14 protein-coding genes are annotated in these 14,846 nt (G+C 71.8%); 7 read left to right on the top strand and 7 right to left on the bottom strand.

Annotation, left to right across the window (positions count from 1 at the left end; genetic code table 11):
- Nucleotides 1-462 precede the first annotated feature (462 nt).
- On the bottom strand, nucleotides 463-660 hold the full coding sequence (locus ACFQUZ_RS19340; protein WP_377444066.1) for a DUF5957 family protein: 198 nt from the start codon (nucleotides 658-660) through the stop codon (nucleotides 463-465).
- Nucleotides 657-2,840: an MMPL family transporter gene (locus ACFQUZ_RS19345; protein WP_377444068.1), complete on the bottom strand. Its 2,184-nt coding sequence runs from the start codon at nucleotides 2,838-2,840 to the stop codon at nucleotides 657-659. Before ACFQUZ_RS19345 ends, ACFQUZ_RS19340 begins: the two co-directional genes overlap by 4 nt.
- Nucleotides 2,841-3,006: 166 nt before the next feature.
- Here ACFQUZ_RS19345 and ACFQUZ_RS19350 point away from each other — a divergent pair, with 166 nt between their 5' ends.
- The 3 genes from ACFQUZ_RS19350 (at nucleotide 3,007) to ACFQUZ_RS19360 (ending at nucleotide 6,392) form a co-directional block, all read left to right on the top strand.
- The gene (locus tag ACFQUZ_RS19350) at nucleotides 3,007-4,224 is read left to right on the top strand and encodes a sensor histidine kinase (RefSeq protein ID WP_377444070.1); all 1,218 of its coding nucleotides are present in this window, start codon (nucleotides 3,007-3,009) and stop codon (nucleotides 4,222-4,224) included.
- Nucleotides 4,225-4,255: 31 nt separating this feature from the next.
- Complete coding sequence (locus ACFQUZ_RS19355; protein ID WP_377444072.1) at nucleotides 4,256-4,936, top strand: response regulator; 681 nt, start codon at nucleotides 4,256-4,258, stop codon at nucleotides 4,934-4,936.
- Between the two features lie 199 nt (nucleotides 4,937-5,135).
- Complete coding sequence (locus ACFQUZ_RS19360) at nucleotides 5,136-6,392, top strand: acyltransferase family protein (protein ID WP_377444073.1); 1,257 nt, start codon at nucleotides 5,136-5,138, stop codon at nucleotides 6,390-6,392.
- On the opposite strand, the gene ACFQUZ_RS19365 is transcribed toward ACFQUZ_RS19360, so the two are convergent.
- The 4 genes from ACFQUZ_RS19365 to ACFQUZ_RS19380 all read right to left on the bottom strand — a co-directional run bounded on the left by ACFQUZ_RS19365 (nucleotide 6,383) and on the right by ACFQUZ_RS19380 (nucleotide 12,503).
- Nucleotides 6,383-7,870 (bottom strand): ArnT family glycosyltransferase, encoded by a 1,488-nt coding sequence (locus ACFQUZ_RS19365; RefSeq protein ID WP_377444075.1) that lies wholly within the window; start codon nucleotides 7,868-7,870, stop codon nucleotides 6,383-6,385. The two genes, ACFQUZ_RS19360 and ACFQUZ_RS19365, sit on opposite strands and share 10 nt — an antisense overlap.
- Before the next feature lie 55 nt (nucleotides 7,871-7,925).
- A complete protein-coding gene (gene leuS, locus ACFQUZ_RS19370) occupies nucleotides 7,926-10,424 on the bottom strand; it encodes a leucine--tRNA ligase (RefSeq protein ID WP_377444077.1) in 2,499 nt (832 codons plus the stop codon).
- A 239-nt stretch (nucleotides 10,425-10,663) separates the two neighbouring features.
- Nucleotides 10,664-11,881 carry a PP2C family protein-serine/threonine phosphatase gene (locus ACFQUZ_RS19375; protein ID WP_377444079.1) on the bottom strand — a complete coding sequence of 406 codons (1,218 nt, stop codon included), beginning with the start codon at nucleotides 11,879-11,881 and terminating at the stop codon, nucleotides 10,664-10,666.
- A gap of 70 nt (nucleotides 11,882-11,951) precedes the next feature.
- Nucleotides 11,952-12,503, bottom strand: a complete 552-nt coding sequence (locus tag ACFQUZ_RS19380) for a GNAT family N-acetyltransferase (protein ID WP_377444080.1) — start codon at nucleotides 12,501-12,503, stop codon at nucleotides 11,952-11,954.
- 134 nt (nucleotides 12,504-12,637) lie between these two features.
- Here ACFQUZ_RS19380 and ACFQUZ_RS19385 point away from each other — a divergent pair, with 134 nt between their 5' ends.
- The 4 genes from ACFQUZ_RS19385 (at nucleotide 12,638) to ACFQUZ_RS19400 (ending at nucleotide 14,626) form a co-directional block, all read left to right on the top strand.
- Nucleotides 12,638-13,024 carry an ArsR/SmtB family transcription factor gene (locus ACFQUZ_RS19385; RefSeq protein ID WP_377444082.1) on the top strand — a complete coding sequence of 129 codons (387 nt, stop codon included), beginning with the start codon at nucleotides 12,638-12,640 and terminating at the stop codon, nucleotides 13,022-13,024.
- Nucleotides 13,014-13,514 (top strand): SRPBCC domain-containing protein, encoded by a 501-nt coding sequence (locus ACFQUZ_RS19390; RefSeq protein ID WP_377444084.1) that lies wholly within the window; start codon nucleotides 13,014-13,016, stop codon nucleotides 13,512-13,514. Before ACFQUZ_RS19385 ends, ACFQUZ_RS19390 begins: the two co-directional genes overlap by 11 nt.
- Before the next feature lie 24 nt (nucleotides 13,515-13,538).
- Nucleotides 13,539-14,333 (top strand): alpha/beta fold hydrolase, encoded by a 795-nt coding sequence (locus ACFQUZ_RS19395; protein ID WP_377444085.1) that lies wholly within the window; start codon nucleotides 13,539-13,541, stop codon nucleotides 14,331-14,333.
- A gap of 170 nt (nucleotides 14,334-14,503) precedes the next feature.
- Nucleotides 14,504-14,626, top strand: coding sequence for a hypothetical protein (locus tag ACFQUZ_RS19400; protein ID WP_377444086.1), 123 nt, complete (start codon nucleotides 14,504-14,506; stop codon nucleotides 14,624-14,626).
- Here ACFQUZ_RS19400 and ACFQUZ_RS19405 read toward each other — a convergent pair.
- Nucleotides 14,605-14,787 carry a hypothetical protein gene (locus ACFQUZ_RS19405; protein WP_377444088.1) on the bottom strand — a complete coding sequence of 61 codons (183 nt, stop codon included), beginning with the start codon at nucleotides 14,785-14,787 and terminating at the stop codon, nucleotides 14,605-14,607. The two genes, ACFQUZ_RS19400 and ACFQUZ_RS19405, sit on opposite strands and share 22 nt — an antisense overlap.
- Between the last annotated feature and the right edge of the window lie 59 nt (nucleotides 14,788-14,846).

Genomic DNA, 14,846 nt, shown 5'->3' on the forward strand with positions numbered 1-14,846 from the left:
GGTGGGGGTTCCGTCGGGCTGGGTGTGGTGGTGTCTTGTGCGCCTCGGGGTGTTCACGGTGGGCGCGGGGACGCGGTGGTGCTCGGCGTCGGGGGGGTGTAACCGGTGGGTGGGCCGGGATGTTCCCCGCGCGGGGCCGGGCCGGCTTGACGTGCTGGCCGCTGGCGGGCCGGGTGCTCGACGCGCGTGGGGCTGGGCTGCTGGTGCGCGCGTCTGGGGTGTTCAACGCGGGGGTGGGGTCGGGGATTCCGGCCCGCGGGTGACGCCGGCCACGGCGATCCGGACATCCGACGTAAACGGGTCGATGGGCGAAACCCCGGTCGAAGATCTTGCATGATCGACCCGACGATCGCGTGCCGGACCAGCGAGAGGGGCGGCGCTTCCCCGTGCAGGCGCCGCCCCTCTCGCTGGTGCGGTGGCGGATCCGAGCCGTCGCCGGTGACGGCTCGGGACGGACCGCCGTTATCGGCGGCGATCGCGCACGGCCGCCAGGATCGCCCCGACGGCGGCGAACGCGACGGCCAGGTACACCGGTAGGAACTTGACGCCCGTTGGTCGTTCCGACAGCAGCATGCCGGTGATCGCGATGAATTCGCTCAGCAGCAGCCCGAAGACCAGACCTCCGACGGCGCCGATGACCGCCCAGATCAGGATTTTCATCGCACGCCTCCGACCGGCTCCGGGTGCGGGTCCTCGACCTTCTCCAGCGCCACCCGGGGCAGCATCCGGGCCAGCGGTGCCGGCAGCCACCAGGCGCGGGTGCCGAACAGATGCATGACCGCCGGCAGGATGAGACAGCGGATCACGAGCGCGTCGACCAGGACCGCCACGGCAAGGCCGAGACCGAACTGCTTGAGCATCCTGCCCGGGTCGAGCAGGAACGACCCGAAGACGACCACCATGATGGCCGCCGCGGCGGTGACGATCCGGCCGGTGGTGGCCATGCCCTCGCGGATGGCGGCCGGCGCGTCCCGGTGCCGTTCCCAGTGTTCGTGCATCCGGGCGAGGAGGAATACCTCGTAATCCATGGACAGCCCGAACGCGATCGCGAAAATCATGATCGGTACGAATGCCTCGATCGGCCCCGGCTGGATGCCCAGCGGGCCGCCGAGCCAGCCGTGCTGGAAGACAAGCGTCACGACACCGAGTGAGGCGCCGACGCTGAGCAGGTTCAGCACCGCCGCCTTGATCGGAATCAACACGGAGCGGAACACCAGGAGCAGCAGGAGGCTCGACAGGCCCACCACGACCAGCACGAACAGCGGCATCCGCGCGGAGACGGCGGCGGCGAAGTCCACCGTGGCCGCCGTCGGGCCACCCACCATGAGCTGCGCCCCGGTCGTCCGTTCGACCGGCGGCAGCACGTCCGCTCGCAGCCGGTCCACCAGTTCCTGGGTACGCGCGTCCTGCGGTTTGGCGTCGGACACGACGATCAGCATCGACACGTCGTCACCGAGCGGAACCGGCGGCGGCACCTCCGCGACACCGTCGGTGCCTCGAGCCGCCTCCCGGGCCGCCTCGGCGTCCGCCCGGTCACCCTCCACCACCACGATCAGCGGGCCGTTGAAACCCGGGCCGAATCCCTCGGCCAGCAGGTCGTACGCCTGGCGGCTGGTCTTGGTCTCGGCGTTGTTGCCGGCGTCGGCGATGCCCAGGCGCATACCGAGCACCGGCGCGCTGAGCGCCAGCAGCGCGACCGTGGCGAGCAGCGCGGCCGTCCACGGGCGTCGCTGGATACCAAGGGTCCACCGGCGCCAGCCCTGGCCGTCCCGGCCGGACTTCGCCGACCGCTTGTGGATGGAGCGTTCGATCCGCCCGCCCATCAGCCCGAGCAGCGCGGGCAGCAGGGTGAGCGCCGCAAGCATGGTGGCCAGCACGGTGAGCCCGACGGCCACCGCGACGCCCTGCAACGAACCCAGGCCGAGCACGACCAGGCCGAGCAGGGCCACGATGACCGTCAGACCGGCGAACAGCACGGTACGGCCGGCGGTGTCCACCGCCCGCCGGGTCGCCTCGGCCCGGTCGTAACCCGCCAGGATCTCGGTGCGGAACCGGGAGAACAGCAGCAGTGCGTAGTCGATTCCGACGCCGAGCCCGACCAGGATCATCAGCGGTGTGGTGAACTCGGCGATCGTCGCGACGTTGGAGGCCAGCATGGCCAGGCCGATGGCGGTCGCCACCGCGAAGATCGCGATGACCAGCGGCAGGCTGGCCGCGAGCAGCGAACCGAACAGGAACACCAGGATGACCAGGGCGGCCAGCATGCCGATGCCCTCGGCCGGACCGCCGCCGCCCTCCTCGACGCCCTGCACGGTCTCGCCGCCGAGTTCCACCCGCAACCCGTCGCTCTCGGCACGCTGGGCGGTCTCGACGATCGTCTTGGTGTCCTCCGCCGGCATGTCGGTGGCCTGGACGTCGAGCGTCACCGTGGCGTACCCGATGGTGCCGTCGGCGGACAACGAACCCGGATCCCGGTACGGGTCGCCGACGGCCGCGACGTGCGGCAGGGCGTCGACCTCGGCGAGCATGGCGGTCACCCGCCGCTGGGTGTCCGGCGTGCGCAGCCCGTCCGGGTCTGCCAGCACGATCTGCACGGTGCTGCCGGCGGCGACCGGCGCCTCCGCCCGCAGCGTGTCCAGGGCCCGCTGCGACTCGGTGCCGGGCAGCGAGAAGTCGTTGCGGTACGCGGTGCCCGCGGCCTGCGCTCCGACGCTCACCCCCACGACCGCCACCAGCCAGACCAGCAGGGCCAGCCAGCGATGCCGGTACGACCAGCCGGCGAGCCGGGCGAACCGACTCGCGGGCGGACCGTCCGCCGGTGCCCGGGTATTGTCGACCATGGGAAACGACCTCCTGATACGCGTGACTGAGCGTGATCGACGGTAGGAATCGGGATCGCCGGCCGGAAACCTCCCGCTGGGCGAACCCGCCGTACCCCCGTCGGGGGAGGCGGGATGCTCCTGTCGGGCGACTCGGCCGCCGGCCGCTGCCGGTTACGCTCGGCTCGTGACCCGCCGTGCCATCGCCATCGACGCGGGCGTCGCCCTGCTGGTGTTCGCCGCGTCTGTCCTGGTGCTCGCCCTGCACGGGTTCGGTACGCCGTCACCCGAGGCGGTGCGGCTGGACGACCGGGGCGTGCTGCTCGCCATGGCCGGTTCGCTTCCGTTGGCGCTGCGCCGGCGCGCACCGTTCACCGTCTACCTGGTGGTCGCCGCCGCCACCGCGCTGCTGCTGGTGCTGCGGTTTCCGCTGGACTTCCCGTTCGGCCCGGTGGTGGCCGTGCACTCGTTGGCGTTCGCGTACGGCGGGGATCCCCGTCGTACGTACCGCTGGGGGGCCCGGGTGGCGGCGGCGATCTTCGTGCCGATCGCGGCCAGCCCCTACATCGCCGGGGTCGGCTGGGGCGAGGGCCTGGTCTCCGGCACGATTTTCTGGGCCTTCGCGGTCGCCGGCACCTGGGTGTTCGGCGAGCTGAGCCGGATCCGTCGCGAGCGGCTGGTCGAGCTGGAGGAACGGGCGACGCGTACGGCCCGGGACGCCGAGCGGGAGCGCCGGTTGGCGGTCGCCGAGGAGCGCACCCGGATCGCGCGCGAACTGCACGACTCGGCGGGGCACGCGATCAATGTGATCCTCGTGCAGGCCGGCGCCGCCCGGCTGCTGCATGACCGTGACCCGGAGCGGTCCAAGCGGGCCATCGCCACGATCGAGGAGGTGGCGCGCGGGACCATCGGTGACATCGACCGGTTGGTGCACGTGCTGCGCGACGACGGCACCGAGGCGCCGCTGGCGCCGGCCACCCCCGAGGCGGTGGAGCACCTGCTGGAGCGGTACCGGGCCGACGGCTTGCGGCTCGTGACCGAGCTGACCGGGCCCCGCGACGGGCTGCCGAACGGGGTGGCCTGGGCGGCGTACCGGATCCTGCAGGAGTCCCTGACGAACGCCGCCCGGCACGGCGCTGGCAGCGCCACGGTGCGGGTGGCTCACGGGCCGGGGCGAGTGGAGATCGACGTCACGAATCCGGTGGTGGCCGACCGGCGACAGGGGACCGGCAACGGGCGGGTGGCGGCCTCGGGCGGGATCGCCGGTGCGGTCGCCCAGCGCAGCGGGCACGGCATCGTGGGGATGCGGGAGCGCGCCTTGATGCTGGGCGGCAGCCTGGAGACCGGCACCGAGGGCGGCGCCTTCCGGCTCCGGGCCGTCCTGCCGCACGAGGCTCCCGGGTGAGCCGCCCGCCGCGATACGTGAGGTGGACCGGATGAGTGCGCTGCGGGTGTTGCTGGTGGACGACGACGACCTGATGCGCGCCGGGCTCCGGGCGGTGCTGTCGGTGGACGAGTCGATCGATGTGGTGGGCGAGGCGGGGGACGGTCGCCGGGCGGTGGAGCTGAGCCGTGAGTTGCGGCCCGACGTGGTGCTCATGGACATCCGGATGCCGGTGCTGGACGGGGTGGCCGCCACCCGCGAGATCGTCTCCGCCGGTTCACCCACCAGGGTGCTCATCCTCACCACGTTCTCGGACGACGACTACGTCTTCGGGGCGCTGCGCGCCGGGGCCTCAGGCTTCGTCCTCAAACGCACCCGCCCGGAGCAGTTGATGGCCGCTATCCACACGATCGCCGAGGGCGACTCGCTGCTGTCGCCGTCGGTGACCCGTACGGTGATCGACCGGGTGGCCCGGGAGTCGGGGCCGCTGGATCCGGCGGCCGGTCGCCGGCTGCTGGGGTTGACGCCGCGCGAGCGCGACGTGCTGGAGCTGATCGGCCGTGGCCTGTCCAACGGGGAGATCGCGACGGCACTGGTGGTGGAGGAGTCGACGGTCAAGACCCACGTGAAGCGGATCCTCGCCAAGCTGAACCTGCGCGACCGGGTGCAGGCCGTCGTGCTGGCGTACGAGACCGGCCTGGTCCGACCGGGCGAGCAGCCGGCCGCCCGGTGACCCGGCTGTCGGCTATCCGCCCGTTGTTTTGGCAGCTCAGCGCCGTGTCGTAACCGGCGGGAGGGGGTCCTGAGGGCCTACCTTGGCGGCCATGCCGCCGCGTCCAGCTGCCCGCGCCGCACGGCTGCCCAGCCAACCGCGATCGTGGTGGTCGCGGCGTGGCCGCCCCCCGCCCCCGACCGTCGGCCCCGTCCGGCGGGTGTCGGCGCTGGACGGGTTGCGCGGCGTGGCGGCGTTCGTCGTCCTGCTCCACCACACCCTGTTGATCCGGCCGGAGCTGGCCGCCGGGTACGTCGCCGACCCGCGGCCGGCCGGCGGCTGGGTGGACTGGCTGCTCACGTACACACCGCTGCACCTGGCCTGGGCGGGCGCCGAGGCCGTGGTGTTGTTCTTCGTGCTCAGCGGCTACGTGCTGGCGCTGCCGGCGGCGCGTGGTCGGCCGACGCGGTGGCGCCGCTACTATCCGCGCCGGCTGTTGCGGCTCTATCCCCCGGTGTGGGGAGCGGTGCTGCTGGCGCTGGTCTGGGCATTGCTGGTGCCGCGCGGCGACCGGCCGGGCGCGAGTTGGTGGCTGAACCTGCACGCGCCGATGTCCGACACCGGGCGGGTGCTGCACGACCTGGTGTTGCTCCGTCGACCGGGCTTCACCAACACGGCGCTCTGGTCGCTCAAGTGGGAGGTGTTGTTCTCCCTGCTGCTGCCGGCGTATCTGGTCGTCGGCCGGTGGTTGCGGCGGTGGCCGCTGGCGGTGGGGGCGACAGGTCTGGCGGCGCTGGTCTTTCTCGGCGCGTCGTTCGGTGGGTTCGCTGGCCGGTATCTGCCGATCTTCGTCTGCGGGGTGTTCCTCGCGTTCAACGAGGACCGGTTGCGCCGGTTGTTCGACGGGTTGGACGCGGTTCGTCGGCCGGTGCTGTGCTGGTGGACGGTGGTCGCCGGCTGCGTGGTCGCCCTGACGGCGCACTGGCTGCTGCTGGCGGTGCTGCCGGCCCCCGGTACGGCGCTGGTGCTGGCGGCGTGGACGGTGCAGGTCGCGGGCGCCACGCTGGCGGTGCTGCTGGTGATCCGGTGGCCGGCGGCCGGCGCCGCGCTGGATCGTCCGGTGCCACGCTGGTTGGGTTCGCGGTCGTTCAGCCTGTATCTGGTACACGAGCCGATCGTCGTGTCGACGGCGTTGGTGCTGGGTGGTACGCCGCCCGTCCCGGTGGCCCTGGCCGTGGCGGTGCCGGTGTCGCTGGTGGTGGCCGAGGTGTTCCACCGGGCGGTCGAGCGGCCGAGCCTGCGGTTGTCGCATGCCGTCGGTGGCCGGGCGGCGGCACCGTCGGGTGGCGAGGCGCTGTCACCGTCGCCTGGCGGTCGGGCGGCGTCACCGTCGTCCGGCGGAGCGGCGTCGCCGTCGCCTGACGGTCGGGCGGCGTTGCCAGCCCCCGGCGGGGGGCCGATCGATGATCAGTCGTAGTGTCGGAACTCCGGCCACAGTTCGACCCACGGCCGCCGCGGGTCGCGGCAGACCCGGACATCCAGCTCCTGTTCCTCGTTCGGGATGTCGACACCGTTGTCCAGGTCGCGGGCGACGACGCAGGAGGCGAACGCCCGGGACAGCCGGGGGCCGCCGTCGAAACCGACAATGACGGCGACATCCGCGTCGTCGGCCGGCCGGCCGCGGTACCAGAGTTCGTTGTGCCCGCTGCGCACCGGTGGCAGGTCGTACCGGTCGCCGTACCGGTCGAGTGCCCCGGCCTCGCCGTAGTTGGCCGTGATGATGACGGCCCTTTCCCGCTCCGCCGCCGGCAGGCCGTCCACCACCGAGGCGATCTGCGCGACGTACTCGGGCCAGCCGATCTGGTCGCTGGTGGCCTGGTTGATGTGCGGGACGAAGGTGTCGGCAAGGGTTTTGACCGGCAGCACCGGCAACGCCACCACCGCCGACATGACGGCGTTTACCACAAGCGCGCCGGCGAGCAGGGCCCGCCGGCCGCGTCCCGCCGCCCACCGGAGCGTCGGTTCGCAGCCCGCGGCGAACAGGAGCAGGACCAGACCGAGCGAGTAGTACGGCTGCCCGCCCTGGACCAGCACAAGCACGCAGATGACCGGGTACGCCACGCCGAGCGCCCGCGCCGACCGAAGCGCCGGGTCCCGCAGCAGCCGCACCAGGCCGGCGATCCAGATCGGCACGGCGAACATGCCGAGCAGCGCCAGTTGCAGCGGTACGAACAGGACGCGGGACTCGTCGCCCTTGTTCTCCTCGATCGCCTGGGCCATCGCGAACTGCGGCCACTCGTGCGTCGCCTGGTAGGTCAGGTTGGGCGCGCCGAGCATCAGCGCCAGCACCACCCCGGCCCACAGCCAGCGGGACGCCAGCACCCGACGCGGACCGACGAGCAGCAGCCCGGCGCCGATCGCCAGCAGCGGCAGCACGATCAGGAACTTGTTGTAGAGCCCCAGGCCGGTCAGCCAACCGACGGCCACCCACCAGCGGTCGTCGCGCAGCAGCGCGCGGGCCACGCAGAGCAACACGGCGGCCGTGACCACCATGTCCAACGAGGCCGTGAACAACGCGTGCCCGAAGATCAGCGGGAAGGTGGTGCCGGTGCCGATGGCGGCGAGCGTCTGCGCACCCCGGCCGCCGCCGAACTCGCGGGCGAGCAGCGCGGTGAGCACGGTCGTACCGGCCAGGATCAGGGCGCCCGGCAGCCGCAGCGCCCACAGGTGGTCGCCGAACAGCTCGGTGGTCAGCCGGGCCAGCAGCGGGGTGGCGGGCGGCTGGTCCACGTACCCCCAGGCGGGCTGCTGGCCGAGTAGTCGGAAATACAACTCGTCCCGGTGATAGCCGTAGGCGCCGCTGGTGGCGACCATGACCACGGCGAGCAGGCCGGCGACGGCGGTGACGGGGGCGACGGCCAGCGGCGGGCGAGTCACGCCTTGGTCGGACGGCACGCCACCGACCATAGTTCAACCGTGCGACGGCCGGTGCCCCCCAAAACGTCGCCGCTCAGCCGCCGACGACGTTCACCAGTTTGGGTTCCCGCACCACGACCCGGCGGACGGCCCGGCCCGCCAGCGCCCGCGTAACGGCGGGATCGGCAAGCGCCCGCGCCTCCAGGTCGGCGGCGCCGATCGACGGCGGCACCGCGAGCTTCGCCCGCACCCTGCCGTCCACCTGGACGATCGCCGTCACCGTCGACTCGACAAGCAGCGACTCGTCGGCGTCCGGCCACGCCACGGCGGCGACGCTGGGCCGGTGTCCAAGCCGTTCCCACATCTCCTCGGCGGTGTACGGGGCGACCAGTCCGAGCAGGATCGCGATCGTCTCGGCGGCCTCCCGGACCGCCGGGTCCGCCGCGCCACAGCCGGAGTCGACCGCCCGACGGGTGGCGTTCACCAACTCCATGAGCCGCGCGACCATGACGTTGAACCGCTGGCTCTCGATCAGCTGCGCCGCCTCGTGCCGGGTCCGGTGGGTGCTCCGGCGCAACCCGGCGTCCCCGGTCGTGACGTCGACGCCGGGTGGTGAGGCGACGTCGCCGGCCAGCCGCCAGGCGCGGTGCAGGAACCGTACCGAGCCGGCGGGGGAGACGTCGGCCCAGTCGATGTCCTCCGCCGGCGGGCCGGCGAAGACCATTGTCAGCCGGACGGCGTCCACGCCGTACTTGTCGATCATGTCGCCCAGGTCGACGCCGTTGCCCAGCGACTTGCTCATCGACCGACCCTGGTTGACCACCTGGCCCTGGCAGAGCAGCGCCGAGAACGGCTCGACGAAGTCGACCATCCCCAGGTCGTACAGCACCTTGGTGAAGAACCGGACGTAGAGCAGGTGCAGGATCGCGTGCTCCGCCCCGCCCACGTACTGCCGGGCGGGCATCCACCGGCGTACCGCCTCCGGATCGAACGGGCCGTCGGTGTGGTTCGGGGAGCAGTACCGCAGGAAGTACCAGGACGAGTCCACGAACGTGTCCATGGTGTCGGTGTCCCGGCGGGCCGGCACGCCGCACGTCGGGCAGTCGACACGCACCCAGTCGGTGGCCGCGGCGAGCGGCGACGCCCCCTTCGGCTTCAGGTCCGCGCCGCGCAGGTCCGGCAGGACGACGGGCAACTGGTCGTCGGGGACCGGCACCTCGCCACAGTGGGCACAGTGGACGATGGGGATCGGACAGCCCCAGAACCGCTGCCGGGACAGCAGCCAGTCGCGCAGCCGATAGGTCACCGCGGCCCGTCCCCGGCCGTCCGCCGTCAACCGCTCGACGATCCGCCTGATGCCGCCCTCCTTGTCGGTCAGGCCGGTCAGTTCACCGGAGTCGACGTAGACCCCGTCACCCGTGGTGGCGACGCCGGACACCGCCGGGTCCGGCTCCCCGGTGTCGACGACCAGGCGCACCGGCAGCCCGCAGGCGCGGGCGAAGTCGAGGTCACGCTGGTCGTGCGCGGGCACCCCCATAACCGCGCCGGTGCCGTAGTCGGCCAGCACGTAGTCGGCCGCCCAGATCGGGATCCGGTCCCCGGTCACCGGGTTCACCGCGTGCCGGCCCAGGAAGACGCCGGTCCTGGCCCGGTCGGTCGACAACCGGTCGATGTCGGACGCCTTGCGCACCTCGGCGAGGTACGCCTCGAATTCCGCCCGCCGCTCGGGCGGGCAGATCTCGTCGGCCAGCGGCGCGTCGGCGGCGACCACGAAGAAGGTCGCGCCGTACACCGTGTCGGGACGGGTGGTGAACACGGTGACCGGCTCGGTCCGGCCCTCGATCTCGAAGTCGACGTGGGCGCCCTCGCTGCGGCCGATCCAGTTGCGCTGCATGGTCAGCACCGGATCGTGCCAGGATCCTTCCAACAGCCGCATGTCGTCGAGCAGCCGCTGGGCGTACGCCGTGGTCCGGAAGTACCACTGGGCGAGTTCGCGCCGGGTCACCTCGGCGCCGCACCGCTCGCACCGGCCACCCACGACCTGCTCGTTGGCGAGCACCGTCTGATCGGCCGGACACCAGTTGACCGGGCTGTGCCTGCGGTAGGCCAGCCCACGCTCCCAAAAGCGCAGGAACAGCCACTGGGTCCACCGGTAGTACTCGGGGTCGCTGGTGTGCAGCCGGCGCGACCAGTCGAAGGAAACCGCGTACCGGCGGAACGACTCGGCCTGGGTCTCGATGTTCGTGTAGGTGTACGTCGCCGGATGCTCGTCGCGCCGGATCGCGGCGTTCTCCGCCGGCAGCCCGAACGAGTCCCAGCCGATCGGGTTGAGCACGTCGAACCCGCGCAGCCGCCAGTACCGGGCGATCACGTCGTGCAGCGCCATCACCTCGGCGTGCCCCATGTGCAGGTCACCGCTGGGATACGGGAACATGGTGAGGGCGTAGCGCCGGTCCCGTTGGCCGTCGTCGGCCGCCCGGAAGAGGTCGAGTTCGTCCCAGACCGCCCGCCACTTGTGCTGGACGGCGGAGACGTCGTACACCGCCGGCTGGGTGGTGTCCGCCCGTGGCGGTTCGGTCCGCTGCTCGTTCATCTGCCTCTCGCGTTCCTCGCTTGTCGGTCGACGCCGTCGTCGATGCTCGTAGAACCTTTTCTGGGCAACAAAAAACCCTCCCGATGGGGAGGGTGGCCGCTCCGAGGCGATCGTCGATCGCTCAGAGCGGCGGGCCAAGAAGGAGGCTGGTGCGCATGCCGTGAGGGTAGCGCAATGGGTCGATCGGCGGCGGCCTCACCCCGCCGAGGAACCACCGGGGTCCGCGGGCACCCGGCAGGTCAGCTCGCGGGGTCGTTGGCGACGAGCCCGCCGAGGTGGGCGAGTGGGCTGTGCGGTGGCCGCCATTCGAGCAACAGCGCGGAGGCGTCGTCGCCGAGTTGGTTGTCCTGGTGGGCGAGGACGGCGCGGACCAGGCGACGCATCGTCTCGGGAGTGGGTAGCTGGTCGTTCAGGGCCCGGTCCACGCAGTCGACGAGCCGGTCCACGCCGAACACGCTGCCGTCGGCGCTGCGCGCGTCGGTGATGCCGTCGGTGTACGCGAGCAGGCGGTCGCCGGGGTGCAGTTCCTCCTCGTACACCCGCGGTCCGTCGGCGGCGAAGTGGCCGATGCCCAGCGGCAGGGCGGTGGGACCGGGCAACTCCCGGATAGCCCGGTGGCCACGGAGCAGGATGGCACCCGGATGACCGGCGTTGATCATCCGTAACCGGCCGGTGGCGCGGTCCAGTTCGACCAGGAGGCCGGTCGCGAAGAGATTCGGATGCTCGGACCGGATCCACCGGTCGATGCTGATCGCCGTGGCCGCCAGGTCGAGGCCGCACCGGCGGGCGTTGCGGTAGGCGCCGATTGTCAGGGAGGCGAGCGTGCTCGCCTTGATCCCGTGCCCGCAGGTGTCGAAGAGTCCGACACTGAGCACGTCGCCGTTGAGGGCGTAGTCGAACACGTCCCCGCCGACGTCGTAGCACGGTTCGAGGATGGCGGTGACGATGAGGTCGTCGGTGGCGAAGGTCAGTGGCGGCAGCAGGCCCCACACGATCTCGGCGGCGACCTGCATGGGTAGCCGCCGCCGGAGCCGTTCGACCAGGTCGCCGTACGAGCGGCGGTTGCTCAGCAGCTGGGCGATGTTTGCCGCGAGTTCGCGTACCGGCTGGTCCAGTTCCGGATTCCCGGCCGTTGGCGAGACGACCTCCAGGACGCCCATCCGCTCGCAGCCGACGAGCAGCGGCGCCCAGACCCGCTCACCGGCGTCGACGGCGCGCTGGAGGTCGAGGGTGGTGAACGCGCGGCCGGGCAGCGTCGTCTCGATGGGCAGGACGTCCCGTCCGGGGCCACCGGGCATCGGTACGAGTTCGGCCTGCGCGTAGTCCGCGAGGTAGATCACGATTTCGGTGGCGCCGATCGCCGGCGCCGCGCGGCTCACCAGCGCGGACAGCTCGTCCGGCCCACTACCTGGTGCGCTCAGGTGCAGCCAGCGCACGGCATCGCCCGCATCGGCCACACCCACCTCCCCCTTGTCCACCCCAACCTGGGACCTGCGTCCCCGCCCTCACCTGCGACGGCCGTGCTGTTCAGTCTCCTCGCCCCGGCCACTCGTCGGCGAGCAGTGACCATACCTCGGTGTCATGACGCTTTCCCTGGTAGTCGAACTCCTGGCGGAGCGTGCCGTCCAGGGTCATGCCGAGGCGTCGGGCGATGTTGCTGCTGGCCACGTTCTCCGGCCGGCACTTCCACTCGACGCGGTGCAGGCCGCGCACCCGGAACGCCCAGTCGATGAGCAACCGCGCCGCCAGGGTCGCCAAGCCGCGGCCCTGACCCGCCGGTTCCACGGCGGTTCCCAGCTCGCAGACCCCGCCGGCGGCGTCGAAGCCGACGAACATGGTCGTGCCGACCAGGGTGCCGTCCAGCCAGATGCCGTACAACCTGCCGGTGTCGGCCGCCTGCCGGTCGGCGAAGCGCTGGAGCATGGCGCGGGCCGAGTCGAGGTCGGTGCTGCGGCTGGCCCACGGTACCCACGGGTCCACCACGTCGCGGGACCGGTCGATGTGTGCGAGGAACTCTTCGGCCTGCCACGGTTCGAGTGGCCGGAGCTGGGCGTCGTCGGTGAGCTGGACCGCGAACATGAGCCTCCCGTCGGGTTATGGCGTGAGCGTAGCCGAGCGGATGGGCGGGGCCCGCCGCGGTGCCTCGGGAGGCTCCGGGCCCTCGCCATTTAATTACTTGCGTCATATATACGCCGTGAGGTATGTTCGATGGCATGAGGACGTCACGCCTGCAGGAGCGGCTCGCGGCCATCGCCGAGCCGACCCGCTTCCAGATCGTCGAACTGCTGCGGGCACACCCCCGGGCGGTCGGTGACCTGGTCGCGGAACTCGACGTCATACAGCCCAAGGTCTCCCGCCATCTGCGGGTCCTGGCGGACGCCGGAATCGTCGAGGCGCGCAAGGACGCGCAGCGGCGCATCTACGGCCTCCGGTCCGAGCCGTTCAAGGAGATCACCATGTGGCTCGACACGTTCGCCCACATCTGGGCCGACCGCCTCGACGCACTGGACGAGCACCTCGCGGTGCTCGAAAGCCAGGGCGCGACAACCCCCGAGACCGACGCCCGTACCGACGCCGAGGAGACCCGCGATGAGCGGTAGGACCACCGTCACCAAGATCCCCGAGACGCGGCAGCTCATCATCGAGCGCACCCTGTCGGCCGCGGTGTCGACAGTCTGGCTGAGCTGGACCAGGCCGGAGCACGTGGCGCGGTGGTGGGGTCCGCGTGGCTGGACCACCACGGTGCACGAGATGGACGTCCGGCCGGGCGGTCGCTGGCGGTTCAGCATGGCGCCCACCGGCGGCGGATCCGCGCTGGTGCGCTGCGTCGCCGTCTATCGCGAGGTGCAGGAGAACCGGCGGCTCACCTACGTCGACGCCTTCGCCGACGAGATGTGGCGGACCGCCGGTGAGGACGCCGGCACCGAGAACTTCGTGACCTTCGACCCGGCCGGGGCCGCGACCCGGCTGACCATCACCACCCATTTCAACTCGCTGGACGAGCTGACCCAGGCCGAGGCCATGGGCATGGTGGAGGGCTACCTCGAGGCCCTCGACCGACTCGCCGCACACCTCACCACCGTCGCCTGACCACGAATCCCAGGGAGCGCAACCATGAACACCGTCAACTCCGCCGACGGCACCGCCATCGCGTACGAGACCACCGGCGCCGGACCCGCACTCGTCCTGATCGGCACCACCGCGAGCGACCGGCACGGCCTCGACACGCTGGCCGGCGAGCTGAGCCGGCACTACACCGTGCACAACTACGACCGCCGGGGCCGCGGCGACAGCGGGGACACCCAGCCGTACGAGCCGCGCCGGGAGGTGGCGGACATCGAAGCCCTGATCGACGCGGTCGGCGGCAGCGCGTACCTGGCCAGTGGCTCGGCCGGCACGGTGCTGGCGCTCGACGCGGCCACCGCACTCGGCGCGAAGGTCACCGGGCTCTACCTGTACGAGGTGCCGTTCATCGTCGACGACAGCCGCCCGCCGGTCCCCGCCGACTACGTCGCGCACCTCGACGAACTGGTCCGGGCCGGCAGGCGCAGCGAGGCCGTCGAGTACCTGATGGTCGAGGCGGTGGGGGTGCCGCCCGAGTACATCGACGCGATGAAGGCAGACCCGTCGTGGGAGGTCATGACCCGGTACGCCCACACGATCAGCTATGACGGTCGCATCCTGGCGGGTACGCAGGACGGCCGGCCGCTGCCCGCCGACCGGTGGACGCACGCGACCCGGACCGTGGCCGTGGTCGGCGCGAACAGCCCGGAGTTCTTCCACGCCGGCGCCAAGCAACTCGTCGACCTGCTGCCGAACGCCGAGTTCCTCGTGCTGCCCGACCAGGACCACAGCGCCTTCTGGATGGCGCCCCAGGTGATCGCCGACCACATTCATCAGGTTCTGTGACATGGAACGGCTCCTTATGCCGCATAGCGTCGATAAGGGGCCGTGGGGTGTCCATCCGCCCGGCGACCGGCGCGCCGCGTGGGCGACCGGCGAGGTCCGAACCGCGTTGCTGATCCTGATCTCCGGCCGGTTTCCGGGTCGAGCTGCCGGACCGGACCGTGGTGCTCTCCGTGCCGGGCGATTATGTCGTCTGGGGTCGCGGCATCGACCGTTCCTGGTACGCCGAGGAGGCATCCGTGGTGCTCACCGTGCGCTGGCCGTCGATACCCGGCTACGCCCTGCCCGCCGGCTGACCATCGTCGCCGAATGATCCGCCGGCCAGCAGGATCCGCTCGGTAGCCGGTCGTCCGAGGTCGCCGGCGGCCAGGATGGCGGCGAACCGGACCCACCGGCCGGTGCGGTGGCGCGGCGGGATCCGGTGTTCCGGCGGTCCGTCGAGAGGCTGTCGTCGCATGTCATCCACCGTGGTTGCTCAACCGCGGTTCAGGTCAAGGCGAGGTGACCAGTCCGTTC

Origin of the sequence: Plantactinospora sp. GCM10030261, from assembly GCF_042666615.1 — a bacterium.
Lineage (GTDB): Bacteria > Actinomycetota > Actinomycetes > Mycobacteriales > Micromonosporaceae > KBS50.